Below are 18,483 nucleotides of genomic sequence, written 5' to 3'. Positions count from 1 at the left end.
GCCATTGCGCCGCACTACCCATCCACGGATCTCGATAAACTCACTCCTCCGGCGCGGCCAGTCCGGCCTTCTCGTCGCGGTCGGCCCATTCCAGCAGGGTGTCCAGGGAGAAGGCGCGATCATCGATCGCGGCATGCAGGTCGCCGAGCTCGGCGAAACGAGCCGGCACGGTACGGATAGTGAAGTCCAACGGGTCGACGTCCGGGATCTCGTCCCAGTTCACCGGGGTGGAGACGGTCGCGGTGGGCACTCCGCGTACCGAATAGGCGCTGGCGATGGTGTGGTCGCGCGCGTTCTGGTTGTAGTCGATGAACAGCGACCCCGGGTCCCGGTCCTTGCGCCACCAGGTGGTGGTGACGTCGTCCGGGGCGCGCCGCTCCACCTCACGGGCGAAGGCGAGCGCGGCCCGGCGCACGTCGGAGAAGCCCCATCGTGGCTCGATGCGCACGTAGACGTGCAGACCCTTGCCACCGGAGGTCTTCGGAAAACCGGTGATGCCCAGCTCGTCGAGGACCTCGTGTGCCACGCCGGCGACCTTGCGGACGGTGCCGAACGGGCAGTCCGGCATCGGGTCCAGGTCGATCCGCCACTCGTCCGGTTTCTCGGTGTCGGCCCGCCGCGAGTTCCACGGGTGGAACTCCACGGTGGACATCTGCACCGCCCAGATCACGTCGGCGAGCTTGGTGACGCACAGCTCGTCGGCGTGCCGGTTGTAGCGCGGGAACTTCACCCGGACCGTCTCCAGCCAGGGCGGCGCGCCGTTCGGCACCCGCTTCTGATGCACCTTCTCCCCGGCCAGGCCGTCCGGGAAGCGGTGCAGCATGCAGGGGCGCTCGCGCAGCGCCCGGACGATCCCGTCGCCCACCGCCAGGTAATACTCGACCAGGTCGAGCTTGGTGGCGCCGAGCTCCGGGAAGTAGATCCGGTCCGGGTTGGAGACCCGGACGTCGTAGTCGCCGACCTCGATGACAGTGGCTTTACCGGCCATGGTCGTAAAGCTATCCCAGCCAGGCGTCGTCCATGTCCCGAAGCAGGGTGTCACCGGAGTCCAGAAGGTCCAGCATCGGGCCGATCCGCGGCAGTTCGTGGGTGACGAAATAGCGCGCGGCGAGCCGTTTGCCGTCGTAGAAGTCGCCCTCCTTGTCACCGGCCGCGAGGTGCTGCTCCAGCCAGAGCCAGGCGATCACCAGGTGGCCGGCGGCGTCGAGGTAGGCCGTCGCGTTCACCAGGGCGGACGAGGGGTCGCCCTTCGCCCAGAGCTTCGCGGTGGTTGCGGCCAGCCGGTCGCAGGCGGCCAGCACCGGCTCGCCGAGGTCACCCTTGACCGACGAGGCGGTGGCCCGGATCCGGTCGAGCAGCAGCGCCAGGCCGGCGCCGCCCTTCATGGTGACCTTGCGGCCGAGCAGGTCGAGGGCCTGGATGCCGTCGGTGCCCTCGTGGATCGAGTTGAGCCGGTTGTCCCGGTAGAACTGCTCGACCGGGTACTCGCGGGTGTAGCCGTACCCGCCGTGTACCTGGATGGCGTGGTCGTCGGCGAGCCGGCACCACTGCGACGGCCAGGCCTTGACGATCGGGGTGAGCACGTCCAGGAGCAGGTCGTTCTCCTCGGACCGCTCGTCGAGCAGCTTCGCCGCGTAGAGGATCAGGGCGAGCCCGCCCTCGACGTAGGACTTGGAGGCGAGCAGCATCCGGCGTACGTCGGGGTGTTTCACGATGGCGACCGGCGGAGCCGTGGGGTTCTTGTCGTCGAGCGGGCGGCCCTGCTCGCGTTCCCGGGCATAGGCCAGGGCGTGCAGGTAACCGGTGTAGCCGAGGGCGACCGCGCCGGCACCGACGCCGATCCGGGCCTCGTTCATCATCAGGAACATGTACGCGAGACCGCGCCCCTCCTCCCCCACCAGGTAACCGGTGGCGTCGTCGAAGGCGAGAACCGTGTTCGTCGTACCCCGGTAGCCCATCTTGTGGTTGAGCCCGGCCAGCGTGACGCCGTTGCGCTCCCCGGTTTTCACGTCCTTCTTCGGAACGATGAACAGCGACAGGCCCTTGACCCCGGCCGGCGCTCCGGCGACCCGGGCCAGCACCAGGTGAATGATGTTCTCGCTCAGCTCGTGGTCGCCGCCGGAGATCCACATCTTGCTGCCGGTCACCCGGTAGGTGCCGTCGCCCGCGGGCGTCGCCTTGGTGAGCACGTCGCTCAGCGCGGACCCGGCCTGCGGCTCGGAGAGGCACATGGTTCCGGTGAAACGGCCCTCGAGCATCGGATACACGTACGTCTCGATCTGCTCCTTGGTGCCGTGCGCGAGCAGCAGGTGCGAATTGCCCGAGGTGAGCATCGCGTACGCCGAGGTGGCCGTATTGGCGGCCTGGAACCAGAGGAAGCACGCCCGCGCCACGACCGCCGGCAGCTGCATCCCGCCGTGCTCGGCGCTCAGCGGCGCGGCGATCAGGCCGGACTCGGCGAAGGCCTTCAGCGCCTTCGACACCTCCGGGATGATCGTCACCCGTTCGCCGTCGAAGGTCGGCTCGTTCAGGTCGTTCTTGCGGTTGTGCGGGGCGAAGTCCCGTTCGGCGATCTGCTGGGACACGTCCAGGAAGGCGTCGAACGTCTCCCGGGAGTGGTCGGCGAACCGTTCCCGCGTGGTCAGCGACTCGACATCGAGCCATTCGTAGAGCAGGAACTCGAGATCACGCCGGGAGAGCACCTTGGACACCGCGGTCACCACCGTTCTCAGACGAACTCATTGCACCCAGTGTGCACTAAGTTCAGGCTTCCGCGCGGTGCCGGCCTACCCAACTCGCTTCGTCGCGGGAACCACGGCCGCCGCCGGCGTGCTTGATCGTGTACATGGCGTGGTCGGCGGCGCGCAGCGCGGTGTCCGGATCCTCGGCGACCGGCGCCACGTGCACGCCGATGCTGGCGCCGATCCGGATCTCCTGGCCGGCTATCCGGAACGGCAGCTCGAGGACGTACCGCAGCCGCCCGCTCATGCTTTCCGCGTCGTCCCCGGTCACCCCCGGCATCAGCAGCACGAACTCGTCGCCACCGACCCGGGACAGCACGTCGCCGGAGCGGATACAGGCGCTGAGCCGGTCGGCCACCTGGCGCAGCAGCTCGTCGCCGACCTCGTGGCCGTGCGCGTCGTTCACCGGTTTGAACCCGTCCAGGTCCACGAAGAGCACCGCCACCGAGTCGCTGCACAGCGTCGAGCCGAGCGCGTCCTGCATCCGCCGCCGGTTCGGCAGGCCGGTGAGCGGGTCGTGCTGCGCCTCGTGCTCCAGCCGCTCCTGGAACGCCCGGTTCTCCGAGATGTCCCGGGCGTTGATCACGACGCCCTCCAGCGAGGGGTTGTGCATCTGGTTGGAGGCGGTGAAGTCGAACCAGCGGTAATCACCCTCGGCCGACCGGGCCCGGCACTGGAGCCGCAGCACCCCGTCCGGGTCGGAGAGCAGCGCGGTGAGGCGCTCCCGCATCTTCGGCTCGTCCTCGGGGTGCAGTAGCTCGAAGACGGTGTGCCCCTTCATCGTGCCGGTCGGGAAGCCCAGCACGGCGTGCGCACTCGGGCTGCTGAAGACGATCCGGCCCTTGCCGTCGAGCACCGAGACCAGGTCGGGGGCGTGCTGGAAGAGGGCCTGGAACCGCTCGTCGGCGCGGCGGCGCTGGACCTGGGTCCGGTAGCCGAGCACCGAGATGCCGGCCACTCCGATCAGCAGCATCGCACCGAGCGTCAGGTTGAGGGTCTGGCTGCGGCTGTGCACCGCGCCGTCGAACGAGGACTTGGTCTGTGTCCGCATGTACGACCAGCCGCTGGGCAGCCCGCCGTAGACGATCGCGATCATGCGCGTGTCGCCGGCGGTGTACTCGACGAAGCGCACTCCCGACCCGCCGAGGCTCGGCTTGAGCGCCGGGTCGATGTCCGTACCGATCAGGTTCTTGACGCTGGCCGCGCCGACCGTGCCGGTGCTGTCGACGACGAGGGTCTGGTGCGTGTCGGCGGCGAGCCGCGCGAAGTAGCTCTGCAACGACGTGGTGGCGACCTCGTTCAGGCCGATCAGGAACGCGGCCGGCGCGTCGCCGACCATCACCGGAACAGCCACCGCCGCCAACGTGGCACCGTCCACCGACATCACGCCCGAGAAGCCCATCCGGCCCGCCTTGAGCTGCGTGAACAGCGGCGCCCAGGCGGCGTCGCCGGCCGGTGGGAGACCGGTGTCCCGGCTCGCGGTGAGGACCTTGCCGTTCAGATCGGTGATCATCAGCCCGTACTGGAAGGTGCTGCTCTTCTGGGCGGCCGCGATCAGCGTCGCCCGGTCCGCGTCGGAGTCCGCGGCCAGGTGCAGCGCGTGCTCGCTGAGCACCTCGGCCAGCTCAGCGACGGAGTTCACCTGGAACTGCCCGGTGAGTGTGCCGTTGTTGCTGCCCAGGGCGCTGCTGTCGGCCCGATGGACCGTGTCGGCCGCACGCAGGGCGGACCGGTTGACCAGAAAACCGATGACCCCGGCAGCGGCCAGCAACAGCACGCTGACCACCACGGCGATCCAGTTGCGCAGCCGCATCGCGTTCCTCCTCACCGCTTGTCATCGGCAGCCGGAGGCCAGGCTGAAACAAAACGCCCACTAGGGGGCCGCACGGAGCAGATCCGGGGGGATGACGCCGCCCAAAACCCGGGGAAAAGGGGGCGGCGCTCGGCGCGATAGACCCCGATGATGGAGAAGGCACTTACCGGGTCGGAATCGTCTCGCCAGGTGCGAGACCGCGCGCTCTTTCGGCAAGCGATGTAACCGGACGACCGACGTCGATGAACGGAGCACCGCATGCGCAGACAGGTGGTGGCATCACCGCCGGGATGGCTCGCGCCGCTCCGCGCGCGGGTCCCGGTGCCGCGTCGCTCTCCCGAGCAGGTGACTGCGGCCGAGAGTCCCATCGAGCAGCGGCCCGCCGGGCGCCCGCGGATCATGCGAGCCGGCCTGAGCATCACCGGCGCCGCCTTCGCCGCCGTCTTCTACTGCCTCTCCTTCACCCCGTCGCTGCTGCCCCGAGCCTGGTTCCTCCAGGGCGTGGTGGCCGGCATCACCGCCGCGATGGGATACGCGCTCGGCACCACGATCGGCGCGCTGATCCGGCTGCGCCGCCCGTTCCGGGACCGGACCGTGATGATCGCCTGGCGGGTTCTGATCGCGCTCGTACCCCTGCTGGTCGTGGTCTTCCTCTGGCTCGGCACCCGCTGGCAGCGCGAGCTGCGCGGCCGGCTCGGCATGGAACCCGCCCAGGAGTACGACGTTGCCCGTACCGTCGGCGCCAGCCTGCTCACCTTCGGCCTGCTGCTGCTGATCGCCCGGGCCCTGCGGCTCACCACGCACGGCTTCGCCTGGATGTTCCGGCGGATCGTCCCGGACCGGGCGGCCTACTGCGCGGGCACCGTCGTGGTGGCCATGCTCAGTTACGGCGCCTTCGACGGGCTCCTGGTGGCTCAGCTCTTCACGATGGCCGACCGGTCCGCCGCCGTGATCAACAGCGGGACCGGGAACGGCGTGGTGGTGCCGGCCTCGCCGCTGCGCTCCGGCGGGCCGCAGTCCCTGGTCGCCTGGGACTCACTGGGCCGGCAGGGCCGCGCGTTCGTGGCCGGCGCGCCGACCCGGGAGCAGCTGGACGGGTTCGCCGGCCGGCCGGCCACCGAGCCGATCCGGCTGTACGCCGGGCTCACCTCCGCCCGGACGCTGGAGGACCGGGCCGCCCTGGTGGTGCGCGAGATGGACCGGACCGGGGCGTTCGACCGCGCGGTGGTGGCCGTCATCACGCCGACCGGCACCGGCTGGGTGGACAACAAGGTGACCCGGTCGCTGGAGTACATGTACGCCGGTGACACCGCGCTGGTCTCCATGCAGTACTCGTACCTGCCCAGCTGGGCCGCCTTCAACGGGGACCGGTCGGAAGTGGTCGACGCCGCCTCCGCGCTGATCACCGCGGTGCGCGAGCGGTGGGCCGCGATGCCCGAACAGACCCGGCCCAAGCTGCTGCTCTTCGGCGAGAGCCTGGGGACGTACGGGTTGGAGAAGACCTTCGGCACCGCGGAGAACCTGGTACAGGGCTCGGACGGGGCGCTATTGCTCGGGCCGACCTTCGCCAACCCGGTCCATCGCCAGCTCACCGACGCGCGGGCCGAGGGCAGCCCGGTCTGGGACCCGGTCTACCCGGACCTGCCGGTGGAGTTCGCCGAGAACGCGGCGACCCTGCGGGAGCTCACCGGCGACCCGCCGAAGGTCGTCTACCTGCAGAATGCGAGCGACCCGATCGTCTGGTGGAGCTGGGACCTGCTCTGGAAGAAGCCGCAGTGGCTGATCGGGGAGCGCGGGCCGGACGTGACACCGGACATGCATTGGTATCCGGGCATCACGTTCTGGCAGACCATGTGCGACCTGGTGTTCGCCAACAAGGTGCCGACCGGGCACGGGCACGTCTACAAGTCCGAGACGGTGGACGGCTGGGCCGCGATCGCACCACCACCGGGCTGGACCGTCGCTGACAGCCTGCGCCTGCGCGCCCTGCTCGACTCGTAACGGGCCGGCGGAAATAGCGGAAGGGATAACGGTCCTTCTCACCCTAAGCACCCATCGGCAGCGCCCGAGAAACCGTTAATAAGCGCATTCCCGCAGGTCACCCATGGTTGATTGGGGCAGCCAAAACGGTGAACAGCGGAGAGCGGCGAAGAGACCTCCAGCGATGCGACACTGGCTCGCGGAACACGAACGCGAGACACAATTCGAATCTTTCTCGCGTCTCGTGATCACGATCAATGATCATTGGCGACGCGGGGTCCCGCGCCGCCCTAGCCTATGAGAGAGCCATGTTTAGCACAGCAAAATGCTGCGCCCCTGATCCACAGGCGAAAAGACCCCGATCGGTTCGCGTCATTCTGATCGTCGTGCTCTACGTCGTCGGCTTGGCCTATGTGCCCGCCCTCCTGTGGATCGGGACCGCCCCCGGCGTCATCGCCGCCATCGCGCCACCGGCCCTCGCTCTGACCGCGGAGATGACCAGGCGTCTCGCCCGCCGACCGCGCCCGGCCGGCGGCAGCCGGCCGGCCCAGGCCTGACGGCGGGCCGGGCATGGTCTATCAGTGGAAACCTCTGCGCGGCGACCGGGAAGCACTGGAACTGGCGGAGTACATGCGATTCGTGATCAGGGGCACCGGGACGTCTCTTCAAAAGATCGCCGATGCGGCCTACATCTCTCGTAGCGCCCTGTCGCAGAACTGCGACAGACGGTGGCGGCAATGGCATGCGATCGAGCGCTGGTTCAAGGCCGTCTACGCGGCGGCCGAAGCCCTCGGCATCGAAATGAAGATTTCCCGGGAGAAGGCGATGGAACACGCCCATGAATGCTGGAAAGTCGCGGACGCACGTCACCGGGAGGGACGCCGGCATCGGCGCACCAGAAAGGCCGACAGCGCGGCCAACAGCGCCTCCCCCACCGCGGATCGCCGCATCCCCCGACAGCGGCCACATCGCATCATCGAGCTGGCGAAGAACGGCCCGCCCGCGCGTGGCGCCGCACCACCCGCCGGAGACCCGGCGCCGCCGAACCAGAGGCGCCGACCGGCCGGCAATCCGGTATCCGTGGACCGCCCCGGCCTGGCAACCCCCGCCCCCCTGTCCGACAAGCCGATCTGGGAGATGATCACAGGGCGGATCGCGCCGACCCCGGAACTGCTGCACCGAGCGGTGCACGGCACACCCACCAAGGACCTCGAGGCTCTGATGCGCCTGCTCGCGCGCGTGGTGGAGGCCCAGGACCGGCATGATCAGCGCTGACTCCGGCCCGGCACACCGTTGCGAGAAGCCCCGGTCGCACACCCCGTGGGCGACCGGGGCGATGCGACCCGTCCGACAGCTCATCGCATGACTATAGGCGTTGGGCTAGTTGTCGCGCGACCCCCGGCGGAGCCAGGGTTGGAGAGCCTTGGTGACGCGGGGCAGCACCAGATAGGTCATCACCGGCGTGAGACAGAGCGTGCTGATCAGGGTCTTCAGAACCGTGTTCAGACCCTCCAGATACGGGTTCAGCAGGAACGCGGCGACCAGGCTCACCGGGAAGAAGCCGAGCCAGATGGTCACCGCCTGCTTCCAGCGCGGCGGCGCGGCCGGGGCCGGCGGCGTGTCGGCGGGCTTGTCGAGCTGGCTCTCCCGCGGCGGGTCGAACCAGCCCTCGATGCCGGTACGCCGCTCGACCCGGGCGTGCTCGACGAAGCCCTCGGCGGAGGAGAGCCACCACTGCCGTTGTGACGACTCCTCCCAGTCGCGCAGCGACTCGGCGTCGGCGAAGCGGTAGAGCATGTGCCACTCGGCGGAACCGGGCTCCGGGCGTACCCAGCCGGTGCCGAGGAAACCGGGGAAGTCCTCGGCGAGCGACGCGCCGGCCCGGACCCACGCGGCCATCTCCGCGGCACGGTCGGGATCGACACGACGCGTGATGGCCACGGTCACCGGGAGCTGCGCCAACGTCTGCATGTCTCACATTGTGGTAACCGCTTGTTTCTCATCAAAGCCCGAGTGCCATACCCCACATCACAGCCCTGCCGGTAAGTTGCCTGAGCATGACGTTGCAACGAAAGTTGTCTATCTCAGCACTCGCTCTCGTCATGGTCGCCGGCACCGGCTTCACCCCGGGCCGCGGGCCGTCCTGGCAGCTCAGTGACACCGGGTCGACCGCCCGGTTCCGCGGGCTCGCCCCGGTCAGCGCGCGGGTCGCCTGGGCGGCCGGATCCGCCGGCACCGTGCTGCGCACGGTCGACGGCGGGCGCACCTGGGCGTCGGTCGGCCCGCCGGAGGCGGCGGCGCTCCAGTTCCGCGACATCGAGGCCGCCGACGCCTGGCACGCGGTGGCGCTCACCATCGGCAACGGCACCGACTCCCGGGTGTACGCGACCTCGGACGGCGGCCGCACCTGGACCGAGACGTTCCGCAACGACGACCCGGTGGCCTTCTACGACTGCCTGACCTTCCTCGACCGGCGCCACGGCCTGGCACTGTCCGACCCGGTCGGCGGGAAGTTCCGGATCCTCGCGACGAACGACGGCGGGCGGAGCTGGCAGGTCCGGCCGACCACCGGCATGCCGGACGCGCTGCCCGGTGAGTTCGCCTTCGCCGCCAGCGGGACCTGCCTGGTCTCGGCCGGCCGGCACGCCTGGTTCGCCACCGGCGGCGGCGCCACGGCCCGGGTCTTCGCCTCCCGCGACGGCGGCCGGACCTGGTCGGTGGCCGACTCGCCGATTCCCAGCGGGCCGAGCGCCGGCATCTACTCGCTGGCGTTCCGCGACTCGCGCACCGGGATCGCGGTCGGCGGTGACTACGCGGCTCCGGCGACCGCGCCGGACGGCTCGGCGGTCACCCGCGATGGCGGGCGGCACTGGACCGTCTCGCGGACCGTGCCCGGCGAGTACCGCTCCGGGGCGGCGTGGACCGGGCGGGGGCGTACCGCTCTGACCGTCGGGCCGACCGGCAGCGACGTCTCCTACGACGGCGGGGTGACCTGGCGCCGCTTCGACACCGGCAGCTTCGACGCGGTCGCCTGCACCGGCGGCTCCTGCTGGGCCTCCGGCGAGGCCGGACGGATCGCCCGCCTGCGCTGGTAGGCGATCAGGCGGCTGGCCTACCCGTTGAGGTAGGCCAGCACGGCCAGGACCCGGCGGTTGTCATCGTCGGAAGGCGGCAGGCCGAGCTTGGTGAAGATGCTGTTGATGTGTTTGCTGACCGCCTTCTCGCCGATGAAGAGCTTTCCGGCGATCGCGGCGTTGGAGCGGCCCTCCGCCATCAGGCCGATGACGTCCCGCTCCCGGGCGGTCAGTGCGGCAAGCGGTGGCTGGTTGCGCGCCAGCAGCTGCGAGACCACCTCCGGGTCCATCACCGTGCCGCCACCGGCCACCCGGCGAACCCCGTCGACGAACTGCGCCACATGCGACACCCGGTCCTTGAGCAGGTATCCGACGCCGCCGTTGCGGTCGCTCAGCAGCTCCCGGGCGTAGAGCGGCTCGACGTGCTGGGAGAGCACCAGCACCGGCAGGCCGGGCACCGCGGTCCGGGCCGCGATCGCCGCCTGCAACCCCTCGTCGGTGAAGGTGGGCGGCAGCCGGACGTCCACCACGGCGACGTCGGGGCGGTGCTCCACCAGGGCCGGCAACAGCGACGGTCCGTTGTCGACCGCCGCCACCACCTTGAAGTCGTACGCCTCCAGCAGCCTCGTCAGTCCGTCCCGGAGGAGGGCGAGATCCTCGGCGATGACAACACGCACGGCAGCTCCATGGTCACGACGGTCGGTCCACCCGGCGGGCTGGACAGAGCCATCGTGCCATCGAAGGCGGCGAGACGGCGTTCGATGCCCCACAGCCCGGTCCCGCCGGTCGGGTCGGCCCCGCCCAGGCCGTCGTCGCTGACCCGCATGACCAGGCCGTCGCCGGTGTGCCACAGCTCCACCTGCACGCTGTGGGCGAAACTGTGCCGGGTCGCGTTGGCGAGTACTTCGGCGACCGCGAAGTAGGCGGCCGACTCGACCGGTGTGTCCAGCCGGCCCGGCACCGCGGCCGTCACCACCGTCGGGATCGGCAGGGCCATGGCCAGTGCCCGGACCGCGCCTTCCAGTCCGCGCTCGGCGAGCACCGGCGGGTGGATGCCGCGGACCAGGTGCCGCAGCTCGACGAGGGCGGTGGAGCTGGTCTCCCGGGCCTCGGAGAGCAGCTTGCGGGCGGTGTCCGGGTCGGTGGCGATCATCTCCTCGGCCAGGCCGATGGTCATGCCCAGCGAGACGAGCCGGGCCTGTGCGCCGTCGTGCAGATCCCGCTCGATCCGGCGCAGCTCGGCGGCCTGCGCGTCGACCGTGTCGGCCCGGGTGACGGTGAGCTGGCTGACCCGCAGGCGCAGCTCGGCGTTGCGGGTCGGGCCCAGGAAGAACCGGTTGAACTGCGCGTCCGCCCACCGCAGGTACGGCGCCGCCGCGATACCGACGGCCAGGATCAGCGCACCCTGCGGCAGGGACAGGAAGCCCTCGCCGAGGGTCTCGATCGGCCAGATCATGCCGTAGCCGTAGTAGCCGGTCCCGAGCCAGATCCACAGCGGCAGCAGCAGGATGCCCTCGATCCCGTAGAGCGGTACGGCCAGCGACAGCACGCCCAGCACCAGACCGGCCACCGCGCCGGGCAGCAGCCAGCCCAGGTCACGCCAGGTCGCCGGGTCGGTCATCACCCACTTGTAGCGGCGCAGGCCCCCGATCGGCGCCCGCTCCGGAAGGGGCCGGTACGGCCGGGCCACCGGCACTCCGAAGCCGGCACCGAGCCGCCGGGCCAGGTCCGCCCGCGCCCGGATCAGCATGGTCACCAGCGGCAGCAGGACCAGGCCGATGCCCAGCACCGGGGTCAGCACGAGCGACACCACGAAGAGCACGAACAGAGGGATGTTGAGGACTGCCAGGGGGATGGCGAGCACCCCGCCGGCCACTGCTCGGATGCCGTCGCGGATCCAGTCACGGGACTCCATGACCTCATCCTGGCCGCAGCGCACCACCGTGTCGGTAGTGCCAGCCCTACCACAGGCCCGGGTGCCAGCCGCCCGGGCCACGGGGACCTGGCACTCCTGACCGGAATTGACCATGCCGGTTCAATGTACGCATGACGACGACAGCCGAGAGAAGAACGGCCGGCAGCGACTTCTCGGAACTCAACCGCCGGATCAACGCCGCAGGCCTGCTGCGGCGGCGCCCGGCCTACTACGCCGCACGCCTCAGCCTGGTCGGCCTGGCCCTGGTCGGCGGCTGGACCGCCTTCTTCCTCATCGGCAGTTCCTGGTGGACCCTCGCGGTGGCCGTGTTCCTGGCCGTGGTCTTCGCGCAGGTCGCGCTGGTGGCACACGACCTGGCGCACCGGCAGGTGTTCCGCACCAACAAGCCGAGCGCCCGGGCCGGGCTGATCGCCGGCAACCTGGCGATCGGAATGTCGTACGGATACTGGATGGACAAGCACACCAAGCACCACGCCAACCCGAACCACGACGATCTGGACCCGGACGTCGGCCCCGGTGTGCTGGTCTGGAGCCCGGAGGCGGCCCGCGGCAAGGGCTTCCTGGTGAAGCACCAGGCGTGGTTCTTCTTCCCGCTGCTCACGCTGCTGGGCCTCTCGCTGAAGCGGGACAGCGTCCGGGCGCTGCGCGACGGCACCGTGAAGCGGCGCGGCCTGGAGGGCGCACTGCTGGCGACGCACTTCATCGGGTACGCCGCGGCGCTGCTCCTGGTGCTCACCCCGCTCCAGGCGCTCGCCTTCCTCGTGGTGCACCAGGCGTTGTTCGGGGTGTACCTGGGTCTCACGTTCGCGCCGAACCACAAGGGCATGCCGCACCCGGACGGCACCGAGGACTTCCTGCGCAAGCAGGTGCTCACGTCACGCAACGTCCGCGGTGGCCGGCTGGTGGACGCCGCGCTGGGCGGTCTGAACTACCAGATCGAGCATCACCTGTTCCCGGCCATGCCGACCCCGAACCTGCGCAAGGCCCAGCCGGTGGTGCAGCGGTACTGCGCGGAGCTCGGTGTCGCGTACGAGGTGACAAGCCTGACCGATTCGTACCGGCAGGCGTTGCGCCACCTGCACGACGTGGGCGCGGAGCTGCGGCAGGGCTAGCCGGGCGCCGTGCCGGCGGCCCGGGTCCCCGAACGGGTGGCCCGGGTCGCCCTTACCGGCCGCTGATGAAGTCGCGGGCGCACCGGGAGACTAGAGTCGGAAGACGACGACAGTGAGACGCTCGTGACGAGCGTGGGCGTGCTTCGGGCGAAGCGGCGTCCTTCCGGTGAGCCTCATCACAACTGAGATGAGGCAGCTCCGGACGACATGGCCGGGTCCTGGCGACACCGGCGGGGTACTTGGTGTTTGCTAACAATTAAGGTCTAGAGTGCCGCGCGTGAAGGTGACCTTGCAGGAGATCCGGGAGCGGACCTACAAGCCGGTCGACGCGTGGTGGACCGTGCTTCTGGTCGACCCGCTGGCGGCCCGTCTGGTACGTCAGGTAGCGCCCTACCGGTGGATCACGCCCAACGTTCTAACCCTTGTCGCGACCGTGTTCGGAACCGGTGCGGCAGTCTGTTTCGCCGTCGGCGACCGCTGGTTCCTGGTCGCCGGGGCCCTGCTCTTCCACCTGAGCTTCGTGGTCGACTGCATGGACGGCAAGATCGCCCGGCTGAACGGGACCGGCACGATGTTCGGCCAGTGGCTCGACTTCGTGCTCGACCGGGTCCGGGTCTTCTTCATCGCCCTGGCGCTCTTCGGCGGGCAGTACGTGCAGACCGGCGAGGTCGCGTACCTCTGGCTGATGGCCGTCGCCATCTTCCTGGACCTGTTCCGCTACCTGAACAGCAGCCAGATGCAGAAGGTCCGGCGCAGCATGAGCGACCAGCTGGCGGAGTTGCAGCCGCCGCAGCCGGTGCACCCGGAGGCGCCCGCCGGGATGGCGGAGCCGACCGACGAGATGCCCGAGCAGGTGTCCGCACCGCCGGCCGGCAACCTCTCGCTCAAGCGCCGGGTCGGCGACTTCCTGCGGCAACGCCGGATCCGCACCCACCTGATCAGCGGCATCGAGTACGAGATGTTCGTCTTCATCATCGGCCCGCTGACCGGCCTGATCTTCCCGGTCACCATCGCGGCCGGTGCCGGCCTGCTCGCCTTCGAGGCCTTCCTGATCTACAAGCTGCTGCGGACCTGCCAGGTCTTCCCGGCCAAGCTGAAGACGGCGCAGGCGGAGTACGCGGCCTACCAGAACGACGGCCCGGCCCGGCCGCTGACGACCTCGATCTGAACCACGCGCACGTGGAGCACCCCGGCGGATCCGCCGGGGTGCTCCTGTTTTGAAACCGGGAATCGGCGCGGACCCGGCAGGCCGGTGCCGAACAGACGATCATGACTGCCACGCTCTCCCTTGACCGGCCCGCCGAGCGGGCCCACGGCGTGCCGCTCACCGTTCGCCTGCGCCTGCTGAGCACCGGGTCCGGGCGGCCGATGCCGGGGTACGCGGTGAGCCTGTGGCACTGCGAGCAGCCGGAGGTGGCGTGGCAGACCGCCGACCCGACCGGCTGGGTGTCATTCCCCAGCTCCTTCCCGGACGCCGGGGCGGGCCGCTGGCCGCACGTGCACTTCGAGGTCTTCTCCGCCGCCGGAGACCGGCTGCACACGGCTCAGCTCGCCCTTCCGGGTGACGCCTGCGCGACGGCCTTCGGGCGGCGGCACGTGAGCGGGCACACCCTGGCCACCGACAGCTGCTTCACCGGCGGCTGGGCTCTGGAGATCGCCTCGGTCACCGGGGACGCCGCCCGGGGGCTGGTGGCCACCCGTACCGTCGGAGTCTGATCTACGCACCGGCTAGATTTGCCCGATGCCGCGACGCCGCCTGTTGTACCTGCTTGCCGTCGTGGCCCTGCTGGGACAGATGGCGTTCGCCATGGTGACCACGGCCGTGCAGCAGTCGCCGACCATCGACGAGCCGGTCTACGTGGCCACCGCCGAGGTCTACCGGCAGCAGCACAGCCTGCGCTACAACCCGGAGCACCCGCCGCTCGGCAAGCTGATCATCGCGGCCGGCACCGCGTTCGCCGGTGCGAGCCTGGATCCGGGCTACCCCGGCAACCAGACCCGGCTGGGCCGTCACCTGCTCTACGAGAGCGGCAACAACCCGTTCCGGCTGATGCTGCTGGCCCGGCTGCCGGTCATCCTCCTCACGCTGCTGTTCGGGCTGGTCGTGCTCGCCTTCGCCCGGGACCTGGCCGGACCGGTGGGCGGGCTGATCGCGCTCGCCCTGTACGCCTTCTCCCCCGACGTGATCGCACACGGCTCGCTGGCGACCCTGGACGTACCGGCCGCGGGGATGCTGCTCACCGCCGCCTGGCTCACCTGGCGGGCCCGGAACCGGCCGCTGCGGTATCTGCCTCTTGCCGGGGCGGCACTCGGAGCGGCTCTGGCGACCAGGATGAGCGTGCTTCCGGCCGTACCCCTGCTGGTTCTTCTTGCGGCGTTCTCCGCCTGGCACGCGCAACGTGCCGCACCGGAGCGACCACCCGCGGCGCTCAAGCGTCGCCTGCTGCTCACCGCGGCGGCTGGGATCGGCGTCGGTCTGATCGCCGTGGCTGTCGTCTGGCTCACCTACCTGGCGGTGGATCCGCGGCTGCGCTGGACCACCCCGCCCGGCCTGCCCGATCCGGACGGGCTGAAGGGGCTGGCGGTGGACCTCATGCCGTTCCCGCAGGTCTACCGGGACGGGATGCTGGTCCAGTTCCGGTTCGAGGCGCGGCAGTTCAACGGGTTCCTGCTCGGCGAGGCCTACCGCGGATCGCCGTGGTACTACATGCCGGTCGCGGTGCTGATCAAGACGCCGCTCGGCATGCTGGCGCTGTGGCTGGCCGGGACGATCACCATGCTGGTCGTTCCCCGGCTGCGGGCGGCGGCGCTCTACCTGCTGCCCGTCTCGGCGGTGCTGATGGCCGCCACGATGACCGGCAGCCGCAACTTCGGCACCCGGTACGTGATCTTCCTGCCGCTCTTCCTCGCGGTCGCCGCCGGCACCGTGGCGTTGATCCGTCTCCGCTGGTCGAAGACCGTCACCGGGCTCCTGTTGGTCTCGGTGGCGGCCGGCTCGCTGCTGACGTTCCCCTACTACCTGCCCTACTCGAACGTGGCGTTCGGCGGGACCGCGCACACCCGGGAGAACCTGCACGACGCCAACGTCGACTGGGGGCAGGACCTGGCCCGGCTCGGTCAGCACCTGAGGGCGCGGTACCCGGGCGAGCGGGTCTGGCTGGTCTACAAGGGTGCCGGTGTGCCCGCCTACTACGGGATCACCGCGTCTGACCCGTATGCCGTACCGGAGGAGCAGGTGCGCGGCCTGCTGGTGATCTCCGATTCCCGGGTGGCGCTGGCCGGACCGCGACTGCGGCGGCTGATCGCGAGCAGCACCCGGATCGACCAGGTCGGCCACTCGATCAGCATCTATCGACGCTGACCCTTCCGGTTACCGGCGAGTAATGCTTAGGTGATGCGATGACGCATTACGACATCGTGATCGTGGGCAGCGGCTTCGGTGGCAGCGTCAGCGCTCTGCGGCTGGCGGAGAAGGGCTATCGCGTCGGCGTGCTCGAGGCCGGCCGCCGGTTCACCCCGGAGACCCTGCCGAAGACCTCGTGGGACCTGCGCAACTTCCTCTGGGCACCCAAGCTCGGCCTGCGCGGCATGCAGCGGATCACCCTGCTCAAGGACATCATGGTGCTCTCCGCCGCCGGGGTCGGCGGCGGCTCGCTGGTGTACGCGAACACGCTGTACGTACCGCCCGCCCCGTTCTTCGACGACCCGCACTGGTCCGGGATCACCGACTGGGCGGCGGAGCTCAAGCCGTTCTACGACCAGGCGTCCCGGATGCTCGGCGTCACCCAGCAGCCCACGATGACCTCGTCCGACGTGGTGTTCAAGCAGGTCGCCGAGGACATGGGAGTGGGACACACGTTCCGGCTCACCCCGGTGGGGGTGTTCTTCGGCGAGCCCGGCAAGACCGTGCCGGACCCGTACTTCGGCGGCGCCGGCCCCGATCGGACCGGCTGCCTGGAGTGCGGCAACTGCATGATCGGCTGCCGGGTCGGCGCCAAGAACCGCCTCGACGTCAACTACCTCTACCTCGCCGAACGGGCCGGCGCGGTGGTGCACCCGGACACCGAGGTGACCGCGCTGCGTGTTGCGCCCTCCGGCTGGCGGATCGAGACCCGCAACGGCGTCTTCACCGCTGACCAGGTGATCCTGGCGGCCGGCGCGCTCGGCACCCAGCGGCTCCTGCACGCCATGAAGGACACCGGCGTCCTGCCCGGCATCTCCGACCGGCTCGGCCGGCTGACCCGGACCAACTCCGAGGCGCTGCTCGGCGCGGAGACCAAGGAGGTGCCGGAGCAACCGTTCTCCCAGGGCATCGCGATCACCTCGTCGTTCCATCCCGACCCGGACACCCACATCGAGCCGGTCCGCTACGGCCCGGGCAGCAACGCGATGGGTCTGCTGTCGACGATCCTGGTGGACGGCGGGCGGATACCGCGGCCGCTGCGGTTCCTCTGGGAGGTGATCCGGCACCCCATGGTGTTCGCCCGCTCCCTGTCGGTACGCCGGTGGAGCGAGCGGACCATCATCGCCCTGGTCATGCAGTCGGTCGACAACTCGCTGACGGTACGGCGCACCAGGCGGGGCCGGCTCACCACCTCGCTCGGGCACGGCAACCCCAACCCGAGCTGGATCCCGGTGGGCCACGAAGCGGTACGCCGGATCGCCGACCGGATCGGCGGCTACCCCGGCGGTACGGTCAGCGACATCGTCGACATCCCGCTGACCGCGCACATTCTGGGCGGCGCCACGATCGGCTCATCGCCCTCCGAGGGGGTCGTGGACGCGTACCACCGGGTCTACGGCTACCCGGGGCTGCACGTCGTGGACGGGTCCGCGGTCCCGGCGAACCTGGGCGTCAACCCGTCGCTGACCATCACCGCGATGGCCGAGCGGGCGATCGCGCTCTGGCCGAACAAGGGCGACGAGGACCAGCGGCCGCCGGTCGGTTCCGCCTATCGCCGGCTGGAGCCGATCGCACCGCGCTCGCCCGCGGTACCGGCGCACGCCCCGGCCGCACTCCGCCTGAAATGATCCACTCGCTGCCGGCGGCACCGGCTCCGGGACCGTGCGAGACGCTGGTCCGCCGGCCGCATCCCCGGCTGCGCGGGTACGTGTTCTCCTACAGCGGGTTCCGCACCAGGGAGCCGATCGGGCACCGGATCCTGCCGATCAACATCCCGGCGCTGATCGTCGACATCACCGGTGCCGGGCGGGTGGTGACCGGTGCGAGCAGCACTCCGGTGGTCGAGCGGGCGGTTCGCTGGGGGCACGGCGTCACGGTCGGACTCACTCCGGCGGGGGTTTCGGCGCTGCTCGGCGTACCGATGCGGGAGCTCACGGACCGTTCCGTAGGGCTCGGCGACCTGTTAGGCGGCCGGGACGCGGAGCTGGCCGAGCGCGTCGCAGCGCATCCGGACTGGACCGGCCGCTTCGCCGTCCTCGACGACTGGCTGACCGCCCGGCTGCGCCCGGCGCATGAGGATCCGCTGGTCGCGGCCGCCTGGACGCGGTTGCAGCGGGAGCCCCGGGTGGCGGCCGTGGCGGCCGGGCTGGGCGTGGGCCGGCGCCGGCTGGAGATCGGCTTCCAGCGCCGGATCGGCCTGTCACCGGGCACGGTCGCACGGATCGCGCGCTTCCAGCGCGCGGTCGACATGGTCGCCGCCGGCACGGCGTTGCACCAGGTCGCAACCGATGCGGGGTACGCCGACCAGCCGCACTTCACCCGTGACGTACGCGCGATGTCCGGGCTGACACCGACCGGGTTGCGGCGCACCCTCGCCGACGCATTGCTTCAAGACGCGGCGGCCGTTTCCTCGTAACGTCCGGG

The 18,483-nt window shown here is 70.4% G+C and carries 16 protein-coding genes; 10 read left to right on the top strand and 6 right to left on the bottom strand.

The annotated features are described in order from the left end of the window. Positions 1 to 40 precede the first annotated feature (40 nt). The 3 genes from ligD to I4J89_RS01155 are packed head-to-tail and all read right to left on the bottom strand — an operon-like array spanning position 41 to position 4,554. Entirely contained in the window at positions 41 to 988 is a 948-nt protein-coding gene (gene ligD / locus I4J89_RS01165; RefSeq protein WP_196411895.1) for a non-homologous end-joining DNA ligase, read from the bottom strand. Positions 989 to 998: 10 nt separating this feature from the next. After that, on the bottom strand, positions 999 to 2,711 hold the full coding sequence (locus I4J89_RS01160; protein WP_196411894.1) for an acyl-CoA dehydrogenase: 1,713 nt from the start codon (positions 2,709 to 2,711) through the stop codon (positions 999 to 1,001). A 52-nt stretch (positions 2,712 to 2,763) separates the two neighbouring features. After that, positions 2,764 to 4,554: a diguanylate cyclase domain-containing protein gene (locus I4J89_RS01155; RefSeq protein WP_196411893.1), complete on the bottom strand. Its 1,791-nt coding sequence runs from the start codon at positions 4,552 to 4,554 to the stop codon at positions 2,764 to 2,766. A gap of 258 nt (positions 4,555 to 4,812) precedes the next feature. Here I4J89_RS01155 and I4J89_RS01150 point away from each other — a divergent pair, with 258 nt between their 5' ends. From I4J89_RS01150 to I4J89_RS01140, 3 genes are all read left to right on the top strand, one after another. Beyond that, positions 4,813 to 6,555 (top strand): alpha/beta hydrolase, encoded by a 1,743-nt coding sequence (locus I4J89_RS01150; protein ID WP_196411892.1) that lies wholly within the window; start codon positions 4,813 to 4,815, stop codon positions 6,553 to 6,555. A gap of 365 nt (positions 6,556 to 6,920) precedes the next feature. Then, positions 6,921 to 7,091: a hypothetical protein gene (locus tag I4J89_RS01145; RefSeq protein WP_196411891.1), complete on the top strand. Its 171-nt coding sequence runs from the start codon at positions 6,921 to 6,923 to the stop codon at positions 7,089 to 7,091. A 13-nt stretch (positions 7,092 to 7,104) separates the two neighbouring features. Beyond that, positions 7,105 to 7,809 carry a hypothetical protein gene (locus I4J89_RS01140; protein ID WP_196411890.1) on the top strand — a complete coding sequence of 235 codons (705 nt, stop codon included), beginning with the start codon at positions 7,105 to 7,107 and terminating at the stop codon, positions 7,807 to 7,809. A 105-nt stretch (positions 7,810 to 7,914) separates the two neighbouring features. Here I4J89_RS01140 and I4J89_RS01135 read toward each other — a convergent pair whose 3' ends face one another. Continuing rightward, on the bottom strand, positions 7,915 to 8,505 hold the full coding sequence (locus tag I4J89_RS01135) for an antibiotic biosynthesis monooxygenase (RefSeq protein ID WP_196411889.1): 591 nt from the start codon (positions 8,503 to 8,505) through the stop codon (positions 7,915 to 7,917). A gap of 86 nt (positions 8,506 to 8,591) precedes the next feature. Here I4J89_RS01135 and I4J89_RS01130 point away from each other — a divergent pair, with 86 nt between their 5' ends. Continuing rightward, complete coding sequence (locus I4J89_RS01130) at positions 8,592 to 9,629, top strand: WD40/YVTN/BNR-like repeat-containing protein (RefSeq protein ID WP_196411888.1); 1,038 nt, start codon at positions 8,592 to 8,594, stop codon at positions 9,627 to 9,629. A 17-nt stretch (positions 9,630 to 9,646) separates the two neighbouring features. On the opposite strand, the gene I4J89_RS01125 is transcribed toward I4J89_RS01130, so the two are convergent. Next, positions 9,647 to 10,285 carry a response regulator gene (locus I4J89_RS01125; RefSeq protein WP_196411887.1) on the bottom strand — a complete coding sequence of 213 codons (639 nt, stop codon included), beginning with the start codon at positions 10,283 to 10,285 and terminating at the stop codon, positions 9,647 to 9,649. Next, complete coding sequence (locus tag I4J89_RS01120; protein WP_196411886.1) at positions 10,237 to 11,523, bottom strand: sensor histidine kinase; 1,287 nt, start codon at positions 11,521 to 11,523, stop codon at positions 10,237 to 10,239. Before I4J89_RS01120 ends, I4J89_RS01125 begins: the two co-directional genes overlap by 49 nt. A gap of 131 nt (positions 11,524 to 11,654) precedes the next feature. Here I4J89_RS01120 and I4J89_RS01115 point away from each other — a divergent pair, with 131 nt between their 5' ends. The 6 genes from I4J89_RS01115 (at position 11,655) to I4J89_RS01090 (ending at position 18,475) form a co-directional block, all read left to right on the top strand. Next, the gene (locus tag I4J89_RS01115) at positions 11,655 to 12,656 is read left to right on the top strand and encodes a fatty acid desaturase family protein (RefSeq protein WP_196411885.1); all 1,002 of its coding nucleotides are present in this window, start codon (positions 11,655 to 11,657) and stop codon (positions 12,654 to 12,656) included. Positions 12,657 to 12,933: 277 nt separating this feature from the next. Beyond that, positions 12,934 to 13,824, top strand: a complete 891-nt coding sequence (locus I4J89_RS01110; RefSeq protein WP_196411884.1) for a CDP-alcohol phosphatidyltransferase family protein — start codon at positions 12,934 to 12,936, stop codon at positions 13,822 to 13,824. Between the two features lie 101 nt (positions 13,825 to 13,925). After that, the gene (locus tag I4J89_RS01105; protein WP_196411883.1) at positions 13,926 to 14,372 is read left to right on the top strand and encodes a peptidase associated/transthyretin-like domain-containing protein; all 447 of its coding nucleotides are present in this window, start codon (positions 13,926 to 13,928) and stop codon (positions 14,370 to 14,372) included. Between the two features lie 25 nt (positions 14,373 to 14,397). Beyond that, complete coding sequence (locus I4J89_RS01100) at positions 14,398 to 16,017, top strand: phospholipid carrier-dependent glycosyltransferase (RefSeq protein ID WP_196411882.1); 1,620 nt, start codon at positions 14,398 to 14,400, stop codon at positions 16,015 to 16,017. A gap of 38 nt (positions 16,018 to 16,055) precedes the next feature. Next, the gene (locus I4J89_RS01095; RefSeq protein WP_196411881.1) at positions 16,056 to 17,687 is read left to right on the top strand and encodes a GMC oxidoreductase; all 1,632 of its coding nucleotides are present in this window, start codon (positions 16,056 to 16,058) and stop codon (positions 17,685 to 17,687) included. Continuing rightward, positions 17,684 to 18,475 (top strand): helix-turn-helix domain-containing protein, encoded by a 792-nt coding sequence (locus I4J89_RS01090; RefSeq protein WP_196411880.1) that lies wholly within the window; start codon positions 17,684 to 17,686, stop codon positions 18,473 to 18,475. The genes I4J89_RS01095 and I4J89_RS01090 overlap by 4 nt, the downstream gene beginning before the upstream one ends. Positions 18,476 to 18,483: the final 8 nt, after the last annotated feature.

The sequence above is a fragment of the Actinoplanes aureus genome (assembly GCF_015704865.1).
GTDB classification, from domain to species: Bacteria; Actinomycetota; Actinomycetes; order Mycobacteriales; family Micromonosporaceae; genus Actinoplanes; species Actinoplanes aureus.
The sequence above is the reverse complement of the archived record's forward strand: the minus strand, read 5'-3'. Positions and strand labels throughout refer to the sequence as shown.

Coding starts and splice junctions, on each gene's coding strand:
- ligD (WP_196411895.1), bottom strand. CDS start 988: ATGGCCGGTAAAGCCACTGTCATCGAGGTCGGCGACTACGACGTCCGG.
- I4J89_RS01155 (WP_196411893.1), bottom strand. CDS start 4,554: ATGCGGCTGCGCAACTGGATCGCCGTGGTGGTCAGCGTGCTGTTGCTG.
- I4J89_RS01150 (WP_196411892.1), top strand. CDS start 4,813: ATGCGCAGACAGGTGGTGGCATCACCGCCGGGATGGCTCGCGCCGCTC.
- I4J89_RS01140 (WP_196411890.1), top strand. CDS start 7,105: ATGGTCTATCAGTGGAAACCTCTGCGCGGCGACCGGGAAGCACTGGAA.
- I4J89_RS01135 (WP_196411889.1), bottom strand. CDS start 8,505: ATGCAGACGTTGGCGCAGCTCCCGGTGACCGTGGCCATCACGCGTCGT.
- I4J89_RS01130 (WP_196411888.1), top strand. CDS start 8,592: ATGACGTTGCAACGAAAGTTGTCTATCTCAGCACTCGCTCTCGTCATG.
- I4J89_RS01120 (WP_196411886.1), bottom strand. CDS start 11,523: ATGGAGTCCCGTGACTGGATCCGCGACGGCATCCGAGCAGTGGCCGGC.
- I4J89_RS01115 (WP_196411885.1), top strand. CDS start 11,655: ATGACGACGACAGCCGAGAGAAGAACGGCCGGCAGCGACTTCTCGGAA.
- I4J89_RS01105 (WP_196411883.1), top strand. CDS start 13,926: ATGACTGCCACGCTCTCCCTTGACCGGCCCGCCGAGCGGGCCCACGGC.
- I4J89_RS01100 (WP_196411882.1), top strand. CDS start 14,398: ATGCCGCGACGCCGCCTGTTGTACCTGCTTGCCGTCGTGGCCCTGCTG.
- I4J89_RS01095 (WP_196411881.1), top strand. CDS start 16,056: ATGACGCATTACGACATCGTGATCGTGGGCAGCGGCTTCGGTGGCAGC.
- I4J89_RS01090 (WP_196411880.1), top strand. CDS start 17,684: ATGATCCACTCGCTGCCGGCGGCACCGGCTCCGGGACCGTGCGAGACG.